The following is a 26,051-nucleotide window of genomic DNA, read 5'->3' on the forward strand; positions in this document are numbered from 1 at the left end:
TTGCTAGTCCTCGTTTTTTTATCCTTTAATTACTTTTTTGTAGTAACGAATCGTCATTAACATAAAGCCAACGTACAGTACGATGTACATCGCTAATACGATAATAAATGATGAGACGAAACTTACACCGAATAGCATCCAACCTGATTTTACCGCAAAGTAACTATGGAACGAACCGATGATCAGTGGGAATCCGAAGTTAAACAATTGTTTATATACAATCCCTTTCATCATTTCTTGTTCTGTAAAGCCGATATTGCGTAAAATCGTAAACTGTGGCGCTTCTTCGTCCGCTTCACTCATTTGTTTGAAGTATAAAATACTACCTGTCGTTAATAAAAATGCGAGTCCTAAGAAGGCTGTCACGAAAATAATTAACCCCATATTTTCGATGTTATTACGGTAAAAGGCGTGTTGAGATGGGAGGTCGAAACCTACGACTTCGTCACCTATTTTTATTTCAAAACGACCGTTATTTGTATAGCGATTAAACAATTTTTCAGCTTTTGCTAATTCTTCTTTCTGTTCAATCGTATAACCAGTGAACGTAGTAAAACTAGATTCATCTACTTTCACAGGCTTTTTCGCCAATTGTATATACGTTTTATGTGATACGACTAATACGGGCATGCCGTATGACAGCTGTGTTGGTACGATGCTTTTTTCTTGAATATCCATAACCGTTAATGAATGATTAAGCGCTTCTGCGGTCACTTTCGTTTCTGTTTTCATCGGAACCATTAAATTCGTAATGGACGTATAACCTGTTAATATCGTTTCATCATTTGAAACATCGATGTCTTTTACAACTTGCTTCACTTGATCCACATCTAATACGAGCGTCGTCGTATCGATAATGTCCATCATATCTTTTGATACTGCATGTTTGAAAGCACCTGTCATATCGACATCGGCAAATAAAAGGTCAAATGTTGATGCTTTATAGGCGATATTTTCGCGTGCCAATGCAGCTTCAAATTTTTCGCCCATATCATTGTAAGCACCCATATCGTAAGGCATATTTTGAATAGCACGTTCACTTGATGACGTATATGCAATCGTAGATAGTGTTAATACCCCGATTGCGAGTCCCGTTAATGCTGTAATCAATGTTAATGAAATCGCATTTGCTTTCATGCGGTGCATAATCGGTGAAATCGCCATAATATCAATGATTTTTACGTGGCCGTTACGTGCGACACGGTGCCAGTTTAAAAGCATTGCGACACTGAAGCGGAAAAATAAAAACGTCCCGCCGATCGTTAATGATAAAATCGCAATCATCATCCACATCATCGATGCAATCGTCGTTAAATTTTCAAGTTCGAATAATTTCGTTGATAAATAATAACCGTAAATAATCGCACCGATACCGACAAAGCCAATGAGCATTGACAGCCATGAGAAACGTTTTACACGCGTTTCTGTTTTAGAAGCGGTACGGAATAAATCGATTAATTTTGTGCCAAGCATGTGTAGTAATGATTGGGCATACATTAAAATAAACAGTGCTGCGAAAATCAGTAGTACTTTCCATAACGCTGTGAATGAAAATGAAATGACGACATCACGCTCAATATCGACAACTTTTAAAAATAATAGTGCGAAAAAGCGGCTGAAAATTGCGCCCAAACCGACACCAATCGCAATCGCAATTGACCACAGTACACTATTTTCAATGAGTAACATCCACGCAATTTTGCCACGTGATAACCCGACTAATTGATACAAACCAAATTCTTTACTGCGACGTTTCATAAATAACTGATTGGCATATAAAACGAAGAAAAACACGATCACAACGAGGATCACTGCCCCGGCTTGGAACGCTGCACTCGCTTTGACACTCGTGCTATTCATTTCAACGACTTCTGGATTGTCCGATAACGTTAAAAAACCGAAATATAACGCGCTACTAAAGATGAGCGCAATAAAATATAAACTATAAAGACGTGTATTTTTCCACATCGTGCGGAAAACGAGCGTACTAAGCTTCATGTGCTTCACCGCCTAGTACCGCTTGTGTACTTAAAATGTGCTCGAAAAATTGCTGGCGACTTTGCGCTCCTTTATACAATTCACTGTACAATTTACCATCTTTTAAAAATAGTACGCGACTGCAATAACTTGCGGCGACCGCATCGTGCGTCACCATCGCAATCGTCGTTTTTTCCGTTTCATTTAGCTGTGACAATTTATCGAGCAATGCAGCCGCTGATTTTGAATCCAGCGCACCTGTTGGCTCGTCACCAAAAACGATTGCCGGATTCATAATTAATGCACGCGCTGCTGCTGTACGTTGTTTTTGCCCACCACTAATTTCATTCGGATAATGCGTCGCAATGTGCGCGATATCAAGTTCTTTCATTAAATGTTGCACACGTGCTTCCGCATCGTCTTTCGATACTTTACTTACCGCAAGTGGCAGTAAAATATTTTCTTTCACCGTTAACGTATCTAGCAAATGATAATCTTGGAAAATAAAGCCCATTTGCGTACGGCGGAATTGCGATAGCTGGCGGTTAGACAGTTTTGATAACAATTGACCGTTAATTGTCACCGTCCCACTCGTCGGCTGGTCGATTGAACATAATACGTTTAGTAATGTCGTTTTCCCTGAACCAGAAGGCCCCATAATACCGACAAATTCACCTGTTTCTATTTTAAAGCTAATACCTTTTAATACTTCGACTTGATGTTTGCGTTTACCATACGATTTATGAATGGCTGCTGCTTGTAATGTTTCCATATTCATTCCTCCAAGTTGTTCATACGTTTAGTATACGGAACGAATGAATATTTATCGTTCGATTCAGATGACGCTAACGTGACATTTTTGTCACATACGTCGACGTATACGTATCCCGCTTCGGAAAATGAATGGACACCGTCGTTCCTTTTTTAGATGTCGCTGTTAAATGCATACCGAGCGCTTTTGCACTTTGTTGTGCTAAGAACAGCCCCATCCCTGTACTTGCAGACTGTTTACGGCCACTCGTCCCCGTAAAGCCCTTTTCAAAAATACGCGGCACGTCGTTCTCCTCAATGCCAATACCTTCATCTATAATAGACAGTTGCCCTTTTTCGTAACGAATAGTAATCACACTACCGATATCACTATACTTCACCGCGTTTGATAACAATTGACGAATGATAAAACGCAACCACTTTTCATCGGTGACAATTACTTCATCGTCGACTTCTAGTTCAATCGCTAAATCTTTCGACATAAACCAATTTTGCATTTCACGAATTTCTGCGACACACGCACGCTTTAACGACACATTTGCAAAATGCGCATCTTGTGCGATATGCGACAGTCTTAATGTGTGCAACGATTGGTCGACGAGTAAGTGAATGCGCAGCCATTCAACTTCTAATTGCTGACGCGTCTTATTCATCGGCAATTGATCGAGCAGTAAACGCATCGCTGTAAGTGGCGTTTTCACTTCATGTACCCATGCAATTTGAAAATCACTATCCTCTTCTAAGCGCGCCTCTTTTTGACGCAACGCACGAATTGCTTCTAACTCGGCCTTTTCAGCATATTGTGCAAACGCTTCTAAATAATTTTCAGCGTCCCCTACTTCCATATGCGCAAACTGTTTCGCCGCTTTCATATATTGATAACTCAAAAATAGTATACCGAAAAATAATAACGTGCCGTTTAAATACCAGAGGGCGACCGCTTTGAAATCAACTTCTAGCATGAGTAGTAAATTCAACCAAAAGAAACAGCCGATCAGGAAAAAAATCGTGGCGCGATTTTCGCGTAAAAATAATTTAAACATCACGCGTCACAGCGACATAACCGAGTCCTTTTTTCGTCATGATGACATTCACAAGCCCCAGTTCTTCTAGTTTTCCGCGCAAGCGATTGACGTTCACCGTTAACGTATTGTCATTGACAAAACGTTCATCATCCCACAATCTGCGCATCAGTTCGTCACGCGACACGATTTCATCTGGTGTTTCAAGCAATACTTTTAAAATAAACTGCTCATTTTTCGTCAATTCAATCGTTTGTCCATCACGCGTTACCGTACTCGCTGCATAATCGACTTGTGCACCATGAAATGAAGGTGATTCTTTCGGCGTTTCTTGATAATCATACGTACGACGCAATAGCGCTTGTACTTTCGTTCGTAAAATATCCATATGAAACGGTTTTTGGACATAATCGTCTGCACCGAGTTGCATCGCCATAATCATATCGAGGGGTTGGTCGCGTGATGATAAGAAAATAATCGGCACATTCGATGTCGCACGAATTTGTCTGCACCAATGAAAACCATCAAATGCCGGTAGCTGAATGTCAATGAGCACAAGCTGTGGATTCATCGTTGCAACATCTTTCATAATGTCATGAAAATCAGTTGGTGTAGAGACGGTATATTGCCACGCTGCAAAATCTTGTTGAATTTGACGTGCAATGACCGGATCATCTTCAATTAGTAAAATATTCATTTCGTCACCTCTGTACCAAGCTTAAGAAAATCGTCGTCGAAACGCAAGTCTATCGCGAAATGCCTATAAAAAAATCGCGCCCATTAAGACGCGATCGTTAGCAAACACGGTTTCTACCATGTACTTTAGCTTCATATAACTGATTATCTGCGATATCTACTAATTCACTTGGCTGTCGCTCATTCGTATACGTAGCAATACCAAAACTAGCAGTAATAATCCCCGTTTCTCGACCTAAATGAGGGATATTAGCAGCTTCAATTTGTTGACGTAATGTTTCTGCTAGCACAACTGTTGCTGCATTTGTTTCTTTCAAGACGATCATAAATTCTTCACCACCGTAACGTGCAAACAATGCATGTGGTGGCAATTGTTTTTCAATAAGTTTCGTAAATTGAATCAACAATTCATCACCTTTTAAATGGCCGTAGTAATCGTTATATTGTTTAAATTTATCAATATCGATCATAATGAGTGAAAGTGGTGTACGTTGCACTTTCGCTTCGTTAAACCATGTTTCAAATGTCGTCGTAAAATAGCGTCGATTGAAAATACCTGTTAATCCATCTCTCCACGCAATTTCTTGCAATTGCTTATTCGCCTCCGACAATTGCATCGTACGTTCTGCTACTTGACGGTCTAGTGATGTATTTAACGTTGTCAGTTCTTCATTTAACGATACTAAATTCGTACGATTTTTCGCAAAGTCACGCGCGAGTGCCGCCACTTGTAAAATTAAATAAATCGTCACGCCAACCATCGTCATTTCTATTTGAGATGAAATGACACCGATACCTTTTAAATAATCTAAAATAACACCTAAAAAGACGATAATGGAGCCAATCGCATTCATGCGAGAAAGCCATTTGTTTTCTTTTAATGAATGAACGATGACGTATAACAAATAAATAAAAACCGGAATCATCAACCATGTCGTTTTGAAAAATAAGTCTTGGAAAATGACAGGTGGTGATACTAACGTAACAATCATTAACGCACCACAAATCACCCATACGAAACCAATCATCCAATTAGAAAATTTCTTTTCGTAGTAAAGGCGCATTAAATAAAGAAAGACGCAAAAACACATCAACGTCCAGAAATATTCCATCTTTGTGCCCCACTCATACGACACATTTGTAACGCGTGCATATACAAATGGTGCAGCGAAAAATGAACGAAGCGCAAAACTAATGCAAAATAGCCCAAAAACAAAAAACTCACGCAAGTCTCGAAGGAAAATCGCAAAGACAAGCATCATTAAACCCATCATAAAAATAACACCTGTTAAAATCGTATGTCGAAACATTTCACTATTTACATGACGATCTACAGCCAATGCGTGGCCAACTTTGATTGAATTTTCAAAGCCCCCTCGGATATGTTGAAAACTTGATACTTCCATAGCAAATACAACTGTTCTTTGAGAAGGCGTAAAATAAGCGATGTTATTTTTCAGCATTGTTTCATGTGTCTGCGCATCACCGACAACACCTGCTGATGTTAATTTTTTACCATCTACATAAAATGCATATGCACTATATTCAAATGGAATATATACAGCAACTTTATGGTTTTGCCACTCTTTCGGCACATGCCATTTTTTAGTATATATACCATACGTATTTCGCTTCCCAACGACCGATTCAAAAGAACTTGGAATTTGTACTTTTTTACCATGATCAAAATTACCTTTTGTCATAAGCTGTTGATGATAAAACGTCCATTCTCCATCTAACGGCTTTAAAGGATCGTTGGCAGGCAACGTATGTGCAACTGCAACATTGGTACAAAACATCCACACACAAATGATACCGCAAAAAATATATATGAAGCGTTTCATGACATTCCTACCTTTTATTCATATCGATTATTAGAACCAATTATCTACATTCTAACACTAAAATAGGCTTACGTTAATTTTATTTTTGAACTATTATGACTAGCTGTTCTTTTAACGTCTTCCTTACAAAAAAGCCTTAAAGATGCTTATGAATCGCCTTTTCTCGCAATTGTTCATGCATCTGTACAGTGTATGGCGAATGATTATTCTTACTAAAATCGTATATAAAATGATTTCCTCTATTTTAACAAGAAAGTCGAGAAATGTTATGAAAAATAGATGAAAACTTTCAAATTTTGTTATTTTTTTGATTTTAACGGGTAAGTGTAATTAACTTAGGAAAAGGAGGTGTCATTATGCAATTGATGAAAGTGTATCACCTACCACCATTCCATCGGTTATTAACTATCATAGCGAGTGTTCTTTTCACAATCGAATGCTTCTTACTTTTCTCGCCTATCCTAACGATTTTCAAAATGATTATTGCTGTTGACGCACTACCATTTCTCATCACGACGTGTATTTATTTTGCAAAAGGAACGGTCGCAGCCATTCCTTCTACGGCATTAACGAGTATCCTTTATATGTCTTTTGATAGCTACAATCAGAAGTTTCAAACTGAACGGACACTTATTCGTCTACTTGTCGTCCAAAAAGAAGCGCCATTGACGAATGATAAAATTGCGTCCTTGCAACCGCGCTACCCAGATATTATTTACACGTATCGCCTCATGCAATTGCTCGGCAAAGAACCATTGACGAAAAGAAAACATGTAAAACATGCGTATAAACATGCTTTCCAATCTTGCACCGCACAAGATTTAAAAGTGTTAAATGACTTCGGCACATCTGCAAAAATGATTATTACCCTTTTAACAAATGGGCGTACGAGTGTATTTATGTATCGTTCCCTTTATAAAAAAGAGATTATCCATTGGTGTGAAGCTTTAGAAGAAACTTTAGGCCGTAAAGCGAGAAACGTATAATCGTATCTCGCTTTTTTTTGTGTACAATGATAGCATTGCAATATTGGAGGTATCTTATGGGACGAGATAAAAAATTTTCAGAACAAGATTTATGGCAACATACCCATCAGCTATTATTATCTGCTGGGTACCAAGGTTTTAAAATCGGCTTACTCGCAAAAAGTCTCGGCGTATCGCGCGCCGCTATTTATAAACAATATCCAAATAAAGAAGAACTCATTGTCGCCTTTATGGTGTCAGAAATGAAACATAGCATTGATCACTTAGCAAACGTAGATTTTACACAATGCTTTGAAAAACAACTCGAAGATTTATTGATTCGAATGTTTGATTTGCGGGATCTCCATCAAATTTTAGGTCTCGCTATGCAAATTGAAGATGTTTCCCCTGTTGTTGCTGAAAAGAAACAGCTGTTAAATGGGATGCATGGCGGTTTATACGTACCGTTGCAACAAGTCATTAAAAAAGGTAAAGAAGAAGGTATTATCGCTGAAGATCGAAACGACTTTTTATTATTAGGGTTCATTTTCCAACTTATCGACATGCCAAATCACCTTAATTTGCCTATAAATGAGTTTTTAAAAGAAATTAAAATGCTTATTTTACACGGCATTTCTAAATAAGTTACAAGATTGTCACTTATTTAAGTTACATAAGTGTCACTTTTATGTATAATAGAGATTGTATTGTTAGTGAAACAAGCTATTCGCTAATAGACAACACTTATCTATTATGGAGGTCACAACATGTTTTTAGCACTAAAAGAATTAAAACATGCGAAGTTCCGCTACGCGATGATGACAGCAATTATCGTATTAATCGCTTGGCTCGTATTTATATTATCGGGACTTGGTAACGGTTTATCGACTTTAAGTGCCGCTACGCTGAAAAATATTGACACTGAATATGTCACTTATGAAGAAACAGCTGGCGCTACGTTCGCAAAGTCGTTATTATCGGAAAATGTACAAGAAGATTTAGAAAAACAAAAAAATGTTGAGGAAGTTTCACCATTTGGCGCATCAATGATCGCTGTTGGTAAAACAAAAACAAAAGACGCTGACGCAAAAGAAGATGCAGCATTAATCGGGGTGAACCCAGATGCATTCTTCATGCCAGAAATTATCGAAGGTGATAAATTATCACTTGATAACGAAAAAGGTGTAGTCGTGAATGATACATTAAAAGACGCTGGTTATAAAATCGGCGACACTTTACTCGTATCAAACTCTGATATGAAATTAAAAATTATCGGTTTCGTTAAAAATGAAACATACAACCACTTACCTGCTATTTTCGCGGTAATGGATACATGGCGTGAATATCAATACGCTGCACCTGGCTCCGACAACGGTGTGAAAGAACCTGTTCAAGCATTCATGGTAAAAGCACCTAAATTAGACGACCCAGCAGCGATTGATAAAAACATCGATGATATCGAAACAGTTACAAAAGCTACAGCTGTAAACGGTATGCCTGGTTACAAAGAAGAAAACGGTACAATCTTAATGATGCTTGCATTCTGTATCGCTATCTCAGCATTCATTATCGCTGTATTCTTCTACGTTATTACAATGCAAAAAACACAACAATTCGGTGTTATGAAAGCAATCGGTGCGAGCAACGGCTTCATCGGTAAAGCAATCGTTGCCCAAGTTGCCTTCTTATCAATCGTCGGTATTTTAATTGGTATCGCATTAACTTACTTAACAGCGATGATTTTACCAGAAGGAATGCCATTTAACTTAGATCCAACATTAATTGTCACATATGCAATCGTACTATTAGTAATCGCTTTATTAAGCTCATTAATCTCAGTACGCCAAATTGTGAAAATTGATCCATTAACAGCATTAGGGAGAGTGGAATAATGGCGCTATTATCATTACAAAACGTATCGAAAAGCTACAAAGAAGGCGCTAGCACTGTCCAAGCATTAAAACAAGCAAGCCTTGAAGTAAATGCTGGTGAGCTAGTAGCGATTATCGGTCCATCTGGTTCTGGTAAAAGTACATTGCTTTCAATCGCTGGTGCATTGCTGCAACCAACAGAAGGTACTGTCAAAATCAACGACAAAGATATCGCAAACCTTTCTGCAAAACAACTTGCAAGCTTCCGTTTAAAAGAGCTTGGCTTCATTTTACAAACATCAAACTTAGTGCCTTACTTAAACGTACTAGATCAATTACTACTTGTGAAAAAAATGGGTGGTAAAGTCACAAAAGACGATAAATCATTTGCAAAACAATTACTTTCAGAACTTGGTCTTGCTACGAAGCTGAAAAAAATGCCAAATGAATTATCAGGTGGTGAACGTCAACGTGTTGCAATCGCACGTGCGTTCATGAACAACTCAAACGTTATTTTAGCCGATGAACCAACAGCTAGTCTTGATTCAAAACGCGCGCTTGAAGTTGTTAAACTTCTTGCAAAAGAAGCGAAAGAACGTAACAAAGCGGCCGTTATGGTAACCCATGACGAACGTATGCTACAGTTCTGTGACCACGTATATCGCATGGAAGATGGCGTGTTAACACAACAATCTTAATTCACACAAAAAAGGGATCGCCTAAGCGGTCCCTTTTTTAATTGCACATTTATAAGTTTTCCATTATGACATATATCCATTGGTCTTCGTAGCGGTACGTACGTAAAAATTGTCCTTCTAACAACTCAATTTGTTGCGCTGTCGTTGAAAAAATCACATCTACTAATTGTACGTGATACGTTTTCTTTAATACCGCTTCTTCTGTAACGACGTCATACTGTGTTAACTTGCCACAAAATGATTGTGCCATTAAACCATCAAACGGACGATACAGTTTAAAGTAAGTATGAGCAGCTTTCACATGCAATAGCAAATCTCGTTCATACGTCGTGACGGCTGTAGGTTTTGTTGTATCTGTTTGTCGATTCTCTTGAGCTAACAATTGCTCACTATAACATTTAAATGGCATTTGTTCTACACGCTGCACATCTACATCTCCGAACACTTTCACTTGTACCTCAACAGGCATAAATGGAACTTTGATTTTCATATTGCATCACTCCTTAACGTAAAAAGAAAATTGTCACATTACTTCTTTACCTATTTTTTCGAAAAAACAAACTTTTAAAGTATGTAACATTTATTATAATACATACTGAATCATATTAAAACCGAAAAATATGAAAAATTCTGAAAAATAAGTATCTAAAAAATACGCCTGTCGTCGCACAACTAATTTTCTATCAAATTTCATCATTTTTAGGTATTAAAAACTGATTTCTTCAAAAAAGACTTTAATTATTGCGAATTTATCGTAAAAAAAGCGAGCCATCTTTAAAATAAAATACTTTTAGATCATCTCATTTTAAAATTTACAGAAAATTAATAGACAACGTTATTATTTTAAAAAATCACCCGATAACATTCCCTTTTTTTGCTAAAAACCTTCTTTTTGCATTATTTTTTTGATAAATCTAGTTTTTTGTTTTTTCTCACTGGTTATGTATAGTAAATAAGGGTATATACTTTAAACACTATGATAATAGTCATAAAAATTTATCAATGATTAAGGGGGATTTCGTATATGAGAAAAGAACTAACGTCTACATTAGTCGCAGCTACAGCATTCACGTTCCTAATTACCGATGTAGAAGCACAAGCAGCTTCTACTTATAAAGTTAAAAAAGGTGATAGCTTAGCATCAATCGCACGTGCCCATCATACTTCTTCTACTAAATTGCGAAAGCTCAATGATTTAGCTGGCAATTACATTTACGTTGGCCAATCGTTAAAAGTACCAGGCAAAGCAAAAACAACATCGAAAAAAAAGACTTCTAAAGAAACGACTACATACACTGTTAAATCTGGTGATTCTCTTGGATTAATCGCTTTGAAAAGTGGTATAAGCATTGCCACACTTAAAAGTTTAAACGATCTGAAAAACGATACAATTTTCGTTGGCCAATCCTTAAATGTGACGACAACAACGAAAACAGCGACGGCTAGCTATACCGCAAAGAAACCGACAACGACGAAAAAAGAAACAGCGAAAACGACGACTTCTAATCAAAATCAAGCTCGTCATATTACTTCCCTCGCATTGAAATATCAAGGTGTACCATACGTTTGGGGCGGTGCTTCTCCGAGTGGGTTTGACTGTTCAGGCTTTATTTATTACATCTTTAAACAAAATAACTATTCTATTAGCCGTATGCAAGTATCCGAATATCGCCATATTGCTACTACTGTCAGCGCTAAAAATTTAGTAGCGGGCGACTTAATTTTCTTCCAAAACACATATAAACAAGGCATTTCTCATGCTGGTATTTACCTCGGCGGCGGGCAATTCGTTCATGCTGGTACATCTAGTGGTGTGACCGTTACGAGTATTTATGATAGTTATTGGTCAAAACATTTTCATAGTTACGGCCGTTTAAGCCGTTAAAAAAAGGACTTCGGTATGGCACCGAAGTCCTTTCTTATTTAGCTTCATATATTAAATTTCGTATTCAATTTGTGCAACTGAGCTCGTTTTAATATTTGGTGATGGTTGTGAGTTATACACACGAGAATATGGTACGACTGAATGTGTTAACCAAATGTTTGAACCTAAAATCGAGTCATGACCAATTTTCGTTTTACCACCTAAAATTGTCGCATTCGCATAGATGACAACATTGTCTTCAATGTCAGGGTGACGTTTAATCCCTTTAATCGGATTGCCATCGTCGTCTAATGAGAAGCTCAACGCACCAAGTGTTACCCCTTGGTATACTTTCACGTTATTACCGATTGTACATGTTTCACCGATAACAACACCTGTACCGTGGTCAATGAAGAATGAATGACCGATTTGTGCACCTGGGTGAATATCGATACCTGTTAAATCATGCGCATGTTCTGACATAATACGTGGGATAATTTTGACGTCCATTTTATACAATTCATGTGCAATACGGTGTGTGCATACTGCTTGAATAGATGGGTAGCTTAATAAAATTTCTTCTAATGATACGGCAGCAGGGTCACCGTTGTACGCTGCTTGAATATCCGTTTGAATCATTTGGCGAATTTCAGGAAATTTATTCATTAAATCCATGACAATTTTATCCGCACAATCGCGCGCGCCATTTTCACATTTTTTATCGTTGCTGTACACAAGTACTTTCTCGACCATATCACGTAAATCAACGGCCGCTTTACGTAAGTTATTGCTAACTGCCATATTTAAACGGACAGTGTCCATTTTCTTTTGATCGTAAATACCAGGGAATAGCGCCATACGGAAGCTTTCTAAAATCTTCACGATACGGTCGCGTCCTTTAAATCCGATTGAGTTTTCAGTATCGAAATGCTCGCAGTTAATTTCAGTTAACTCACGGGCAATTGACGGTACTTTATTATCTAGCCATTCATGTAATTCCATATTGCTTGGTGGCCTCCCTTAGTTACTTTACTTGTTTGATAGGTATTTATTCAATGTGTCTATTTTAGCGCATTTTATACAACGTTCCAACTAAGAACTTTTAAAAAGGCATATTTTGACTGAACATTTTGTTTTTTGAGCAAAAATGAAGCAATTTTATATCAACTACTAGTTAACATTCTCAACAAAACGCAACAATTAGTCGCTAGAAAGCCCTAAAGAAAGCGGGTATGATAATAGTAATAGGAGGTGCACAGATGGATTTACAATTCGCTCACATCTTTTCCGCACGCCGTAAAGAACTCGGTTATACCCAAGAAGACATCGCACAGTATATCGGTGTGTCACGCGCTGCTGTGTCAAAATGGGAAAAAGGACAAAGCTACCCTGACATTACAGTCCTTCCCCGTTTGGCGACATACTGCAATTTATCGATTGATGCGTTGCTCGGTTATGAACCTCAATTGACAGAGGCTCATATCGTAAATCTGTATAAACAACTCGCAAACCGCTTTTTCCATGAACCATTTACACAAGTAGAAGCGGATATTGAACAAATGATACGTGACTATTATGCGTGTATGCCTTTCTTATTGAAGATGGCACAACTATATATCAATTATAGCTCTGTCTCTAATGATATCCCACGTATTGTAGCGCGTGCCGAAGCCCTTTGTCAGCGCGTCCAACAATATAGTGATGACATTAACATTTTACAAGAAGCACGTATGCTAGAAGGCTTGTCATTAATCATGCAGCAGCGTCCACAAGATGTCCTTGAAAAGCTCGGTAACGAAGTGAACATTCAACATAATGAAGAACAACTTATTGCTCGCGCGTACCAAATGCTTGGACAAACAACAGCAGCGAAAGAAGTATTGCAAGTAAGTGCATATCAGCATCTTTTCTCACTCACATCTGCCTTAACAGATAGCTTACTTTTAACGCTCGATCAACCACAAAAATTCCATGAAAGCGTCGAAAGACTAGAACGGTTACTCGATGATTGGCATGTCGCATCACTTAATCCGAATAGCACACTCGTGTTTTATATAATGGCTGCTACAGGCTATACGCAGCTTGGACAATATGACGAAGCGATGCGTATGCTATCAGCTTACACGAAAGCATGTCAAAAGCTCGATTTCCCATTAACGCTTCGTGGCGATCATTATTTTGACCAAATCGACAATTGGTTACAGTCTAAAATGCAATTGGCGACGGTGTCACCGCGAGATGAGGCATCAATTAAGCGAGACTTATATACGTCGATTGCACAAAGTCCCGCATTTGCGCCACTCACCACACGCGAAGACTACCAATTACTGTTAAAGAATTTACAACTTACTATAGAAGGAAGTGCTTAGCATGACTGTACTCGTCATCACACTTATCGTACTACAATTATCATTACTGACAGCTGCAGTGATTGATTTATCAAAAGGAAAAGAAACGACAGGTCCAAAATGGCTATGGGCGGTCATTGTCGTCGTTTTCAATACAATTGGTCCAATCATCTATTTCGCATTCGGTCGTAAACGTCACATGAAAGGAATGATTTAAATGACAAAGAAAAAACCGATGACGCCTGCGCAAAAAATGGTCGTCATTCCACTCGCAATCATTCAAATTGTTTTAATGATTGTCGCAATTATTGATTTAGTACGTAACAAAGCTGTCAACGGTCCAAAATTTCTGTGGGGCATTATTGTCATTGGCGTGAATACATTCGGTCCAATCGCTTATTTCTTATTTGGTCGCAAAAAATCACAATAATGTGTAAAAGGACGCTCTTTTTGAGTGTCCTTTTCATTTACACTCGAATTTTCACTAATAAAACAGCTATAATGAAGTTGTTATTAACGAATAGAGGTGATCTCGTGAAGCATTTATTCACACTGGCCGAACAGCAAGCTCATTTTGAACAAGCGCATGCGTTGATGAATGATGGACAATTCCAACAAGCAGAAGATTTATTTCTACTTGTCATCGAGAGTGCACAGCAAAATGAAGATTATCAAACTTATACATCTAGCATGATTTCAATGATGCGCCTGCTGGTCAACACGCAGCGCTACACGGAAGTCTTTCCATTTTTAGAACGCTTGCGTCCATACGTTTTACAATATGCTTCGCAGGAGGAATTTTTCTTATATCGCATTCAGGAGCTTGTCTTTAATTATATTCATGGTATCGGAAACCCTATTGAAGCATTTGAAGATTTGTATCTTGAAGCGAAAGATACATCATATACCCAAATTCAAATTGTGCTGATTAACAATTTACTCGACGTTTACTTTGAACATGGTCGCTTTGAAAAAGGTATGGCACTATATGAAGAAACACGTCAATTTTTCCGCGATACACCGACTGATGAACGGTTCCGTCATACGCCATTTTTATTTTTAATTAATGCCTTTCGTCTATTTTATATGCGCCAAGATTATCAAAAATGCCGACAAATTATTGATGAAATTAAAACATCCGGTCTACTCGAAAAAGCACCGAGCTTTGCGGTATTATATTGGGGCTATTTAGCACTCATTGAGTTGCGTGAAGGTCAATGCGCCACTGCATTAAAACATTTCGAAAAATTTTGCCAAATGATGACGACGACGTACTACTTTTTAACGGAACTTGAATTGTGGATTGAAGCGCTGAAAGAAGTTGGAGACCTCGAACAAGTCATTCATTACCAACAATTTGCACTCGATGCGTTAAAAGCGCATATGAAACTAGAAGAAAATGCGAAGCGCGCTCGTATTATTAATCAAATGTCTAAACGCTATTACGAAAATAGTTTATATACAGATCAATTAACGAACGTAAAAAATCGTAACTTTTATGAAGATTTATTATCGAAAGAACAGCAAGTAAAAAATTATACGCTCGCTGTATTTGATATCGACCACTTTAAAAAAGTTAACGATACGTACGGACATATCGTCGGTGATCAGGCGATTCGTTTTATCGCCAAACATTTAAAAGACTGGTCACCAAAACACGACATTTCCTTAATTCGCTATGGCGGAGATGAATTTATTATTACAATGCCTTACCCGATTGCAGAAATGCAACCACTCATTGAAGAATTTCATCAAACGATTTGCCAGACGCCATTCGTTTTAAGAGATACGAAAGAAGAAATTCTTTTATCTATTAGTATCGGTGTCGGCTATACAGCAGAAACATACAAAGATCTGAAAGATTTATTTAAAGTTGCAGATGATGCATTATATGTAGCTAAAGAACAACGTGGCCGTATTATGACAAAAGAAGCGACACATTAAAAAATCTCAATTTAAATCTATCATGTGGCTCATATTTGCCCGTAGCACGATGCTGCGGGTTCTTTATTTATCTCTAAATATACAAGATTTTATGCAAAATCGGTGAACTAGCTGTGTGCGTGAAAAATCATGCAAATGCTTAGTATAACTGCGTTTTCAGAGAAATGTATAAAATCGTGCATAAAGTCCTTACAACAATGAAAGCTCAGAACGTTGATATAGCAACATTCTGAGCTTTTTAGTATGATCCCAAACTTTGATTTGGGAACGTTATTTATTATGCGATGAATATATTATGCATTTAATACTTCATTTACTTTTGAATATAAATTTTTACTCATAGTTACTGTTGGTATTTCATCGCCATTTTTATTTATAATGATTTCTTCTTTTACTATGTCATATCCTAATTTTGAGTAAAGAGCGATATTATTTTTTTCACTTTTTCGAACTTTACATTTTGAAACAAATACATTATTTTGCATAGCATAGTCTTCCAAATGCTTGACCAAACTTGTAGCTATACCTTTCCCTTGTTTTTGCGGTAATACAGATAATCTTGAAAAGTAAATGTATTGATTATTTAACACGTATTTTACAATTCCTATTAGTTCATCATTATCGTATACTCCGAAAAGTTTTGTACCTTGATTTAACTCATTTTGAATCGTGTTTTCTGTTTCATTTAAAGCACTTGAAGGTTGTGGATCTGTTTTATAACGCTTAAATGCTTGGTGGATTACGTTAATAGCTTCAATGGGTCTAATATTAGTCTCAATCTTCAAAAAAACACTCCTTATCATCAGTATGTATAATATAAATAAACTTGATTTTACTATAAAATCTTAAATTATATGAAACTTCTACCAAACCCGACGTTTATAGTTCTAACTAAATAAAAAGCAGCCAATTTAATTAAATTGGCTGCTTGGTTACCAATGAATGATTCGGGAACGTTATTTGGTTTACTTATGTATAAAATATTAATCTTGAGCTAAGTATAACCAATTATTATCAATAATAGGTTGAATTTTATAATTCGACCCAACTAGTTCTAACATTTTTTGATATGCTTCAATCTCCGGATACTCACTTACATCGTCATATAAGCTTGAATGAACATACTCCTGAACAATGTAATTTGTTTGTGCGCTATTATTAACTAACTGTCCGAAGAAATCACTTATTAAAAATGAATTGTCTTTTGATAATGGTTCGTCATTTAAAATATAAATTTTAAATACATTCACAATTGCGTTAATATCTTCATCATCTAAAAAACATAAGGGGTCTAATTTCTTATCTTGCTCTGTATAAGGTCCTCTTGTATCTTCAATGATAATGTAAGCCAACATTTTATGGTCTTTAAAAAAACGGTAAACTTCTAAATCACGTAATCTTAACTTACGGTCAATATTAATCATTTTCTCACCTCTTGTTATTTCATTCGTTATAATCAGCCAAAATCCCTCTATCCTATTGAATAAGGAAGATTGGTTCCCTAAGTGGCATTGGGGAACGTTATTTTGAATAGGATTGTATATTACATCGTTAGTACAAGAAACCTAAGGATGATTTGGAAAATTTTATTTGTATAAAACTATTTAAATTTTATTTCATCAATCTTAACTTCACCGTTAATCTTGTATTTTAATATTAAAGAATATTCCGTACCTTCATCTAAGGCATTTCCCAAAGGAAACTCTATAAAGATAGGATTTTTTTCATTCTTATAATTCTCTTCAGTGAAACCAGCTTTAACATCCTCATTTGTATAAGTCACTACTTGCTTGTCAGATGATGCCTTCTTTATATAAAAAGAAACTACTTCCATCTTATCCTTTTCATTTTTTTGAGATAAAACACCTTGTAACTCTTCAGAACTATTTTTATCTTTCATGACCTTATAATTCCAATTAGGATTGTCATTAGTGGCTTTCATTTTTGGCGCATTGCTATATATTATAATTCCTACAATCAGAACAAATGCCAAAATAATAAATATCAACAATTTTTTATTTTTCATCTCATCTCCACCCTCCTAAAAAAATTCACAATAAATACTCCTCATCACATTCAAATCAAAGTTAAATAATTCCTTTTATTGTAGACTTTTTTAAATTGATTTAGTTCCCAAAGCGACGTTTGATAAAGAAAAATAGCTAGAATCGCATTGATCCTAGCTACTAGCCTCCCAAAATTTGATTTGGGGACGTTTTTCTTGATATTACTACATAGTTATTCAGAATAAATATATTGATAGCTTAAATTTCCCCGATGATTTCTACTCGATTGCCAAATGGATCTCTAAATTCAAATCGGTCAAAATTTGGAATAGGAACTGACTCTAAAACTTCTATATTGTTTTTCTTTAAAATTTCTCTCCAATAAGTCACATCTTCAACTTGATAAGCTAAGTGAGCTTTTGTTGTTAATCGATCAAATCCATCCTCAGTTCCAATATGCACTTGTCTATCTCCAACTTGTAACCAGAAACCGCCTCTACCTTGCAGTGCAACTGGCTTTTCAATTTCTTTTAGTCCTAATACACGACAGTAAAAATCTTTACCCTTTTCTTCAGTACCTTTTGGAATGGTGATCTGTGCATGATGTAAACCAAGAATCATATCAATTCCTCCTAAATAGTAAGTTTTCTTTATCATACCTGACATAACACATAAATAAAATTAAAGGTAAATTATGTAAAATCATAATAATTTCTTATGACTAAAAATGAAAAGTTCCTTCAAAAGAATGAGCTACTAGTTTCCCAAAGTGGCATTGGGGAACGTTATTTAGGTTTACTTTGTATAGTTTATAAATTTATTTAAAGTGATTTATTTCGGATATACCTTCTTAAATCGTTCGCAAACAACTAACATATCTGGTGAGAATTCTTTATCGTACTCTTTTAATAAATCACTAAAAAACTTCTCGTGTGCATCCCACCAAAATTGATAATCCCCTTCACCTTCAGCTAAAGCAAATTCCTCGGATACCTCTTTCATCGGCATTACTTCAACCGATTCAATTTGAATAACCGCAACAGGTGCGTCCGTCCCATTCAAAACAATGTAATATTCCCCTGCTTGTGGTAATGCTTCTTTTTCTAATTCATAAAATACATAGCCAGAGGTTGTTGCTGTTTTTTTTCCTTCGACGACTAAATCCGCTAACCAATCAGCTGAAGCGCCAAATTGAAACGCATCTTTATATTTAATATCTTCTTGCTGAGTTACTACACAAAAATCATTCCAAAACTGATGAATATTATCCATTTATAAACACCCTTTAATAAGATTATGTATTAGCAAAACCAATATTTTACTTTATTCAATCATAACATTCCTAAAGCGCTGTTTGGTAAACAAAAAGCAGCTGAGACAAGAAATGTCCCAGCTGCTTGATGTAACGTTGTGAATCCGCATGCATCTGAGGAGACATCCGTAAAAATTAACAGGGACATACAAATAAGTTTATTTCATTGTGTTTACTTCTATAAGTTGTTTCAATTGCTCAGGATGATCAGATTTAATAGCAACAAAATCGAACTCTTTCTCTCTACCCATGAATAATGTTACTTTTTGTGGTTTTTTCATTTTTAAAATGATATCGGGATATACTTTTTCAAAATCACGAATGATAAAATCAACCGTATTTTTCGATAACTTTTTCTGTAAGATTTCAGGTTCTTCAATGATGGCCTCAATGTTCGTATAATTGATTTCTGTACGCTTCATTAAGCCCAATGAAATGTATATAGAATTATTCGTAGCATAAATCGGATTTAAACGTAAAGCCTGCATATCGCCTAAGAAAAAGAGAATTGAGTATATGTTTAGCACTAACAATATAATGGACAATAGTGGTGCTTTATCATGTAACCAATAATGTATCCCAAGTGTTTCAACAATTATTGCATGAATCATCATAACTTGAAATGCAATAAAATTAGACTTTTTATACACTGTAATTCCATTAGGCAACGGTGATTTCCAACTCGCTATTGCATAATAAAACACTAATAATTCTGCGCAAATCATTCGAATAATCTGATTATTTTTGACATAACGAGCCAACGATTGTGCAAAAGAAAATAGTACAGGTAACTGACTTTCCTTAACTTCTTTAATAATTTTAGGCATATATCGAACAAAAGTAATAATTAATAATAGTTCAAAGAGGAATATAATACCTTCAATAATTAAACCAATCCAAGTAATTGCTTCATAAGGTTCTAATAGAGAATTTGGAATTAAAAATCGAGTAGCAATACATCCAAGTGCTGCTATAACGACAGTAGTTTTCACCGAAAAATTATTACGATATAACATAACACTTAACGGTAATAGAACTATTAAATCTAGCATAGAACCTATAACGACGTTTTGTGATTGTTCTGGTAAAATAGCAGCACCCATTGTCGTTTGATAAAGCATATAATTACTGATTATAATAACCAAAATTAGGATTAACCATATGGGCTTTAACTTTTCTATGATAAACAAGTTACTCACCTCCTGCAATTCGAATTAACTTTTTAAGAATTGTCGATAAGTTTTCTAAATCTTCTTTAGGCAATTGACCATAAATGTTTTCGTTGATTTCTTTTTCAAGAAGTGTGATTTGTTCAAAATAATGAATACTTTTCATTGCTAATGTAATTTCAATTTTTCTTCGATTTTTTTGGTTAATTGTTCGCTCTATATAACCCTGATCATCCAGCTTATTAAGTAATTGACTAACTGCGCTTGTTGAAACTTGCAAATACTGAGCGAGGTCAGTTGATGAAGTAATTCCAGTTCTAATCAATTCGAGAATAAATACTTGTTTGGCTGTTAATTGATTATCAATTAAGTTTTCATATTTGCTAGCTAATAATACATTGAGTTGATTCTGAAAAATATTAATATCTTCAATAAGTTTTGACGACATAAAACCACCCTTTATTATTAAGTTAACTTAACAATAAAGGGTATTAAATTTATTTGCAATATAAAATTTGTATATTCTGTTATTTTATCTAAGATAGATTCCGAACCGTCGTTTGCGAACCTATTGATCCTAAGCAGCCAAAAATAAAACAGCCCATTAGAACGAGCTGTTTTATTACCAAACTTTCGTTTGGAAACGTTTTTTGCATTCAAATGTATAAGTAGAGTTTAAATTATTCATTGTAATAGGGTATGATAAAACTATAATGCTCCGCCTCTGTAGCTCTAGAAGGGAAGAGCGCCGGAAAACAATTGTAGCGCCGGGTCGCAAGGCAACGGTTTCAGAAGCACCGAAAAGCAAAATAGCTGAGGCAGGTGAAATTCCTAGCCGGTGAAATTCCGTAGGGAAGCGTGTTCCCCGTAGCCTATGCTTACGAAAGGAGTGCGGGTTCGAATCCCGTCAGAGGCTTTATCTAACGTTCCCAATGAATGATTCGGGAACGTTTTTTGTATTTATTTTGTATTTTTATAAATCTTTAATCTTCTGCAATCGCATCTAGATTGTTGAATATTTTAAAATTGTTCCACACCAAAAAATTCTGTTAACGGTTGTTGTCTTCCTTTTTTATGCCATTTTTGATATTCGTTAAACACTTTCATTACATTACCTTCAAAGCAATCTTCTACTAAATAATGAATTGCAGCTGAACTTCTCCAATAATTAAGCATAATTGAAGCTAACGATGTCTGATTATAACTACCTGTCCCAAAATCATCTAACGAAAAATCACCATACTTTGGCTTAAATATCTCAATCATTAAGTTATTGATTTTTCTTAATTCATTATAATGTTCTATGGTTAATGTCATTCTTTGAGAGAGGTATTCACACATACCCTCTTCAAACCAAATGCTATTATTACGTTCATCTTCAAATTCATCTGGGAAGAGTTCAATATGATGTGTTAGTTCGTGCGCTAAAATGCAAAAAACTTCATTGATTGTTATTGATTGAAAATATTTTTTTATGTACTCAAGTTCATTATTATTCTCCAGTTCTTCACCTTCAAATTGTGAAAGATAAAACTTTTTCCATTCCTTAACACTTGGCGACATATAGATTGTCTCACGATTCGTAAAGGCAGGCACAGGCAATTCTGAAAATACAGTTGTAGCATTCTCACTACTCGTCCATACAATTGTTTTAGGTAACACCTTTAGCTCGAATTGATTGATTAACAATTCTTGATACGTATTCAATTTGTTGTTTAGTAATCGGATTTCGTCTTCATAGTTTTTAAATTCCTCCATACTTTCAAATGCAAAAATTTGTTTAATCATTAATCTTCACCTCCAACTAAATTATATCTAAATTACCGAATTTTATAACTACTCAAAAAGATTCCCAAAGCGCTGTTTGGAAACTTTACTTATTGGGCTTCATTCAAATAAGTTTAAAATAACCATTTAATAACTCGCACAATTTGACGTGGTAGAAAGAATATTACATCAATTGCTAAATTAAATCGATCATACCGTTTATACTCAGCTTTATTCATCAAATTCACCCTCCTTTTTATTCCTATTAAATCATAATATGGATGTTTATTACTTTATTGTACCATTGTTAAAAACAACATATTCTGTCACTACCAGATAACACATCTTAAATAATTCTTAATATGAAAAATCCAGTCTTTATAAACAGCAAATATCCTCCAAAAGAACACTAAACTTGTATTTGGAAACGTTTTTTTGTATAAAGTATTAAATTTCTAGTAATTTTGTTTTAATACTTTTTTCAAATTAATTATAGACTGGTAAATGTTCTGAATCATCTATAATCTTAACTTACATTAGGAAATGGGGGATTAGTTATGAAGTTAGGATTGAAAAATAATGAGGTTATCATTGTTCCGTATGACAAAGCGTGGAAAGAAGAATTTAATAAAACAAAATCGGAAATTATTCAACACACAAATTTAAAGCCAAACCAAATTGAACATATCGGTAGCACATCTATTGATGGGATTCGAGCAAAGCCCATTATAGATATTTTAATAGGTGTAGATAGCCTTACAGCGCTTGATAAAACATTTTTTAAAGCTCTTCAAAATGCAGGGTTTTACAGATTGAAGGTTGAAAGACCAAATGAAATCGTTTGTGCTAAATTTACTGATGAAACATTTGAGACCAAAACACATTTTATTCATCTAGTTGAGTTAGAAAAGGAAAAATGGAACCAAATGCTATTCTTTAGGAATTATTTAAATACTAATCAAGATGTGAAAGAACAGTACGAAAATCTAAAAGAGTCTTTTTTCAATACAGACCTAGAAGGCATTAATTCATATACAGATTATAAAGAGCAATTTGTACAATCTATCTTTGAACAAATGAAAAGTAAATAATCTATAAATACAAAACAAGTTCCCAAAGCCCTGTTTGGTAAACAAAAAGCAGCTGAGACAAGAAATGTCCCAGCTGCTTGATGTAACGTTCCCAATGGTTCATTTGGGAATGTTTATATAAATTGATTCTTTTATTAAATTTGCAACTCTTTGCGGATCTTCCACTACTAAATCATGAGAAGTATCAATTCTCTTTACGATTAGTTGAGGTAATGTATTTTTTAAATCTTTTATGGCTTTTTGGCGAATAGATTCTAAATCTTTCGGCTCTTTCGCAGCGATTAAAGTGATGGGTATGGATAAAGTAGGTACTAGAAAATCGTATGATAATTGCGTATAAATACTAGCTGTCTCAGGTTGAATGATTAACTCGTATTGATTATCTGATGTTTTTTTGAAGCGTTTTAAAGTTGCTTCCTCTAAAAAATTTGACCATCGTGATACTTCGCTTCTTTCAGACTCTATAACAGCTTGAGCAGACGGAAACTTTTGATCCTTGATGAATTGGATTGCGCCTTTTATTTCATCTTCCAACGAAACATTAAAATTTCTGGCATACAAATAACCCCCATCCAATAAAATAAGCTTTTTTACTTTTCCAGGGTACTTTGCTGCAAAAGCTAATGAAATAATAGCGCCTAAAGAATGTCCTAAAATGATGCTAGGTTCAACAATCTGACGATTAAGCCAATCACATAAACTATCAAAAGACATTTGATTTATCATGTCTGATTCACCATGCCCTGGTAAATCAAATGTTTCAATTTTTTCTCCTTCTAAAAATACTTTTAATTCATTAAAAGTATTTTTTGTACTCCCAAGTCCATGTAAAAATACAAGTGTTTCTTGCATGAAATCCCCCCTGTTAATCATTAGGCTTATTAATAGCTCTTAATTCCTCACTCAGTAAACAATGAAAAATTTTTATTCAAGTCTACGTAATGTAAAATCATATATTGATTTAAGTTTTTTTGAACTATTTCCAAATGTTATCTAATTTATCTGAATAGAAATCAATCGCTTTTTTATATTTAAGTAAATCATTATCAGTTGTTGTATCGATCAAACATTTTAGTAACAACTCCATTGCTTTGTTATGTTCATTCAAATTATATAAAGTCATTGAATAGAATACCTGAATAGCCCTGTTATTTGGGAATGATTCAATTCCCTTTAAAAATATAATTTTTGACTTTTCATATTCCCCTAATGTCCTATACGTACTTCCTAATCCTAATAAGGCTCCTTCTAACTCTTCTGAAGGTAAACCTAATTCAATGCTTTTTTCATAAAAAGGTACTGTTTTTGACTCTTCTCCTAATAAATCAAAACTCCAAGCACATTGATAGTTAATTGATGCATTATCGGGGAACTCCTGCACCAGTTTCATTAGTAATTCATTAGATTCTTTATAATTTTTAGTTTTTCGTAAATAAATAGCCTTTTCTAATCTTACACCCACTATTATCCAGCCCCTCTACTTTTTCTGTTTGTTCCACAAAACTTCTTTTAATTATAGTATAAACCTTCCCAAAGCGTCGTTTGGTAAACAAAAAGCAACTGCGACATGTGACTGTCCTAGCTGCTCGTAGAAGGCTCCCAAACGTTTCATTCAGGAATGTTATTTATTGGAATTCATTCAAATAAGTTTAAAATACCCATTTAATAACTCGCATAATTTGACGTGGTAGAAAGAATATTACGTCAAACACAAAATCAAATCGATCATACCATTTAAATTTATCATTTTCTTTGGCTTTGTTCATCGAATTTATTCTCCTTTTTCTTTGAGTAAAACCATAATATGTATGTTTATTCCTTTATTCTAGGTTTACTAAAAATACGCTCTAATCCAACCGTAATTAAATACCCAGCAGTACATATTATAAAGCCTAAACCTACATCTGGATGACCGTCTTTATAAGCGTAATAGGAAAGAATAACAAGAAAGATAAACATTATTGTTCTGAAAATATTAGTTGCCACTTTAATACATCTCACTTTCTTTTTATATTGTATCATTGTTAAAAAACAAACCAAATTCCGTAACGACCGATAACACTTTTTCTTAGGTACTTTCATGAATCATAATGTTAACTAGAAAAGCCACAAATCATTATTTAATCAATAATTTGTGGCTTTTTTGATATTCCCTAACTTTCGTTTGGGAACGTTATTTTGTATGGATGTGAATTATTATTTGTTGAAATTTTCACCATAGCGTTCTAAATAATCAATATTGCCTTTTTTTAATAATTTATTATACGTAAACGAAATTGTATATTCTTCTTTTTGTGCTAAATCAATTTTTTTATAGTATTGATCTGGTAGTGTAAGATTTTTATAACTTTCAATATTTAAATTATGTATGTCCTTGGCTGTAGTAATGTTTTTTTCCTCGATAGTCGTTCGAATTTCTCCTTCTTCTGTAAAGAATATATAGTTGACTCCCCATAAAACTACTAATGTTAAAATCACGCCGATAATAATTTTAATAAATGAATTTTTCATTATTTCACCCCACTCTTATGATAACCATAATTAAACTTTAAATCCACATATTTCAAAAAAAGTATTCTTTAGCTACTGTTTGGTAAACAAAAAGCAGCTAGGGTTTCACATTGTCCTAGCTGCTTAATTTAACATTCCCCAAGTGCTGTTTGGGTATCAAAATTTCGCCAATTCCGTAAGTGCCGATAACACTCT

The 26,051-nt window shown here is 35.1% G+C and carries 28 protein-coding genes; 10 read left to right on the forward strand and 18 right to left on the reverse strand.

The genetic code is table 11. From position 1 onward, the window contains the following. Nucleotides 1–18 precede the first annotated feature (18 nt). The 5 genes from KMHG_RS10075 to KMHG_RS10095 all read right to left on the reverse strand — a co-directional run bounded on the left by KMHG_RS10075 (nucleotide 19) and on the right by KMHG_RS10095 (nucleotide 6,310). Nucleotides 19–1,998: an FtsX-like permease family protein gene (locus KMHG_RS10075; protein ID WP_010289219.1), complete on the reverse strand. Its 1,980-nt coding sequence runs from the start codon at nucleotides 1,996–1,998 to the stop codon at nucleotides 19–21. Beyond that, nucleotides 1,988–2,749, reverse strand: coding sequence for an ABC transporter ATP-binding protein (locus KMHG_RS10080; protein ID WP_010289220.1), 762 nt, complete (start codon nucleotides 2,747–2,749; stop codon nucleotides 1,988–1,990). Before KMHG_RS10080 ends, KMHG_RS10075 begins: the two co-directional genes overlap by 11 nt. 73 nt (nucleotides 2,750–2,822) lie before the next feature. Continuing rightward, the gene (locus KMHG_RS10085; protein ID WP_044504658.1) at nucleotides 2,823–3,791 is read right to left on the reverse strand and encodes a sensor histidine kinase; all 969 of its coding nucleotides are present in this window, start codon (nucleotides 3,789–3,791) and stop codon (nucleotides 2,823–2,825) included. After that, nucleotides 3,784–4,467: a response regulator transcription factor gene (locus tag KMHG_RS10090; protein ID WP_010289222.1), complete on the reverse strand. Its 684-nt coding sequence runs from the start codon at nucleotides 4,465–4,467 to the stop codon at nucleotides 3,784–3,786. The genes KMHG_RS10085 and KMHG_RS10090 overlap by 8 nt, the downstream gene beginning before the upstream one ends. A 97-nt stretch (nucleotides 4,468–4,564) precedes the next feature. Further along, on the reverse strand, nucleotides 4,565–6,310 hold the full coding sequence (locus KMHG_RS10095; protein WP_010289223.1) for a sensor domain-containing diguanylate cyclase: 1,746 nt from the start codon (nucleotides 6,308–6,310) through the stop codon (nucleotides 4,565–4,567). 356 nt (nucleotides 6,311–6,666) lie between these two features. Here KMHG_RS10095 and KMHG_RS10100 point away from each other — a divergent pair, with 356 nt between their 5' ends. The 4 genes from KMHG_RS10100 (at nucleotide 6,667) to KMHG_RS10115 (ending at nucleotide 9,844) form a co-directional block, all read left to right on the forward strand. Further along, complete coding sequence (locus KMHG_RS10100; RefSeq protein WP_010289226.1) at nucleotides 6,667–7,296, forward strand: hypothetical protein; 630 nt, start codon at nucleotides 6,667–6,669, stop codon at nucleotides 7,294–7,296. A 56-nt stretch (nucleotides 7,297–7,352) separates the two neighbouring features. Next, nucleotides 7,353–7,919: a TetR/AcrR family transcriptional regulator gene (locus KMHG_RS10105; protein ID WP_010289228.1), complete on the forward strand. Its 567-nt coding sequence runs from the start codon at nucleotides 7,353–7,355 to the stop codon at nucleotides 7,917–7,919. Nucleotides 7,920–8,042: 123 nt separating this feature from the next. After that, nucleotides 8,043–9,167, forward strand: coding sequence for an ABC transporter permease (locus KMHG_RS10110; RefSeq protein WP_010289231.1), 1,125 nt, complete (start codon nucleotides 8,043–8,045; stop codon nucleotides 9,165–9,167). Beyond that, a complete protein-coding gene (locus tag KMHG_RS10115; protein ID WP_010289232.1) occupies nucleotides 9,167–9,844 on the forward strand; it encodes an ABC transporter ATP-binding protein in 678 nt (225 codons plus the stop codon). The genes KMHG_RS10110 and KMHG_RS10115 overlap by 1 nt, the downstream gene beginning before the upstream one ends. 49 nt (nucleotides 9,845–9,893) lie before the next feature. Here the strand turns inward: KMHG_RS10115 and KMHG_RS10120 are convergent, their stop codons facing one another. Further along, nucleotides 9,894–10,334 carry a hypothetical protein gene (locus KMHG_RS10120; protein WP_010289233.1) on the reverse strand — a complete coding sequence of 147 codons (441 nt, stop codon included), beginning with the start codon at nucleotides 10,332–10,334 and terminating at the stop codon, nucleotides 9,894–9,896. Nucleotides 10,335–10,868: 534 nt separating this feature from the next. Between KMHG_RS10120 and KMHG_RS17735 the strand changes: the two genes are divergently transcribed. Next, nucleotides 10,869–11,729: a C40 family peptidase gene (locus KMHG_RS17735; RefSeq protein ID WP_010289234.1), complete on the forward strand. Its 861-nt coding sequence runs from the start codon at nucleotides 10,869–10,871 to the stop codon at nucleotides 11,727–11,729. Between the two features lie 51 nt (nucleotides 11,730–11,780). Here the strand turns inward: KMHG_RS17735 and epsC are convergent, their stop codons facing one another. Beyond that, nucleotides 11,781–12,710, reverse strand: a complete 930-nt coding sequence (epsC, locus tag KMHG_RS10130; RefSeq protein ID WP_010289235.1) for a serine O-acetyltransferase EpsC — start codon at nucleotides 12,708–12,710, stop codon at nucleotides 11,781–11,783. 257 nt (nucleotides 12,711–12,967) lie between these two features. Between epsC and KMHG_RS10135 the strand changes: the two genes are divergently transcribed. From KMHG_RS10135 to KMHG_RS10150, 4 genes are all read left to right on the forward strand, one after another. After that, nucleotides 12,968–14,077 (forward strand): helix-turn-helix domain-containing protein, encoded by a 1,110-nt coding sequence (locus tag KMHG_RS10135; RefSeq protein ID WP_010289236.1) that lies wholly within the window; start codon nucleotides 12,968–12,970, stop codon nucleotides 14,075–14,077. Nucleotide 14,078: 1 nt separating this feature from the next. Next, nucleotides 14,079–14,273: a PLD nuclease N-terminal domain-containing protein gene (locus KMHG_RS10140; RefSeq protein ID WP_010289238.1), complete on the forward strand. Its 195-nt coding sequence runs from the start codon at nucleotides 14,079–14,081 to the stop codon at nucleotides 14,271–14,273. After that, nucleotides 14,274–14,486: a PLD nuclease N-terminal domain-containing protein gene (locus KMHG_RS10145; protein WP_010289240.1), complete on the forward strand. Its 213-nt coding sequence runs from the start codon at nucleotides 14,274–14,276 to the stop codon at nucleotides 14,484–14,486. Between the two features lie 104 nt (nucleotides 14,487–14,590). Next, on the forward strand, nucleotides 14,591–16,000 hold the full coding sequence (locus KMHG_RS10150) for a GGDEF domain-containing protein (RefSeq protein ID WP_010289241.1): 1,410 nt from the start codon (nucleotides 14,591–14,593) through the stop codon (nucleotides 15,998–16,000). Nucleotides 16,001–16,293: 293 nt separating this feature from the next. On the opposite strand, the gene KMHG_RS10155 is transcribed toward KMHG_RS10150, so the two are convergent. The 8 genes from KMHG_RS10155 to KMHG_RS10190 form a co-directional block, all read right to left on the reverse strand. Continuing rightward, complete coding sequence (locus KMHG_RS10155) at nucleotides 16,294–16,785, reverse strand: GNAT family N-acetyltransferase (protein ID WP_010289242.1); 492 nt, start codon at nucleotides 16,783–16,785, stop codon at nucleotides 16,294–16,296. A gap of 198 nt (nucleotides 16,786–16,983) precedes the next feature. After that, complete coding sequence (locus KMHG_RS10160) at nucleotides 16,984–17,424, reverse strand: hypothetical protein (RefSeq protein ID WP_010289244.1); 441 nt, start codon at nucleotides 17,422–17,424, stop codon at nucleotides 16,984–16,986. A 176-nt stretch (nucleotides 17,425–17,600) separates the two neighbouring features. Then, nucleotides 17,601–18,026 (reverse strand): hypothetical protein, encoded by a 426-nt coding sequence (locus tag KMHG_RS10165; RefSeq protein ID WP_010289247.1) that lies wholly within the window; start codon nucleotides 18,024–18,026, stop codon nucleotides 17,601–17,603. A 238-nt stretch (nucleotides 18,027–18,264) separates the two neighbouring features. Next, nucleotides 18,265–18,627, reverse strand: coding sequence for a VOC family protein (locus KMHG_RS10170; RefSeq protein WP_010289249.1), 363 nt, complete (start codon nucleotides 18,625–18,627; stop codon nucleotides 18,265–18,267). 210 nt (nucleotides 18,628–18,837) lie between these two features. Beyond that, nucleotides 18,838–19,278, reverse strand: coding sequence for an ASCH domain-containing protein (locus tag KMHG_RS10175; RefSeq protein ID WP_010289251.1), 441 nt, complete (start codon nucleotides 19,276–19,278; stop codon nucleotides 18,838–18,840). 198 nt (nucleotides 19,279–19,476) lie between these two features. Then, a complete protein-coding gene (locus tag KMHG_RS10180) occupies nucleotides 19,477–20,517 on the reverse strand; it encodes a beta-carotene 15,15'-monooxygenase (protein ID WP_238984687.1) in 1,041 nt (346 codons plus the stop codon). Further along, nucleotides 20,510–20,935, reverse strand: a complete 426-nt coding sequence (locus KMHG_RS10185) for a MarR family winged helix-turn-helix transcriptional regulator (RefSeq protein ID WP_010289256.1) — start codon at nucleotides 20,933–20,935, stop codon at nucleotides 20,510–20,512. Before KMHG_RS10185 ends, KMHG_RS10180 begins: the two co-directional genes overlap by 8 nt. A 572-nt stretch (nucleotides 20,936–21,507) precedes the next feature. Next, nucleotides 21,508–22,275, reverse strand: coding sequence for a hypothetical protein (locus tag KMHG_RS10190; protein ID WP_010289260.1), 768 nt, complete (start codon nucleotides 22,273–22,275; stop codon nucleotides 21,508–21,510). Between the two features lie 536 nt (nucleotides 22,276–22,811). On the opposite strand from KMHG_RS10190, the gene KMHG_RS10200 reads away from it, so the two are divergent. Further along, on the forward strand, nucleotides 22,812–23,345 hold the full coding sequence (locus tag KMHG_RS10200; protein WP_010289265.1) for a GrpB family protein: 534 nt from the start codon (nucleotides 22,812–22,814) through the stop codon (nucleotides 23,343–23,345). Between the two features lie 99 nt (nucleotides 23,346–23,444). On the opposite strand, the gene KMHG_RS10205 is transcribed toward KMHG_RS10200, so the two are convergent. From KMHG_RS10205 to KMHG_RS10220, 3 genes are all read right to left on the reverse strand, one after another. After that, entirely contained in the window at nucleotides 23,445–24,197 is a 753-nt protein-coding gene (locus KMHG_RS10205; RefSeq protein ID WP_010289268.1) for an alpha/beta fold hydrolase, read from the reverse strand. Between the two features lie 124 nt (nucleotides 24,198–24,321). Continuing rightward, complete coding sequence (locus KMHG_RS10210) at nucleotides 24,322–24,807, reverse strand: tetratricopeptide repeat protein (RefSeq protein ID WP_010289272.1); 486 nt, start codon at nucleotides 24,805–24,807, stop codon at nucleotides 24,322–24,324. A gap of 734 nt (nucleotides 24,808–25,541) precedes the next feature. Continuing rightward, nucleotides 25,542–25,856, reverse strand: a complete 315-nt coding sequence (locus tag KMHG_RS10220) for a hypothetical protein (protein ID WP_010289273.1) — start codon at nucleotides 25,854–25,856, stop codon at nucleotides 25,542–25,544. Nucleotides 25,857–26,051 lie beyond the last annotated feature (195 nt).

This window comes from Kurthia massiliensis, assembly GCF_000285555.1.
GTDB lineage: Bacteria > Bacillota > Bacilli > Bacillales_A > Planococcaceae > Kurthia > Kurthia massiliensis.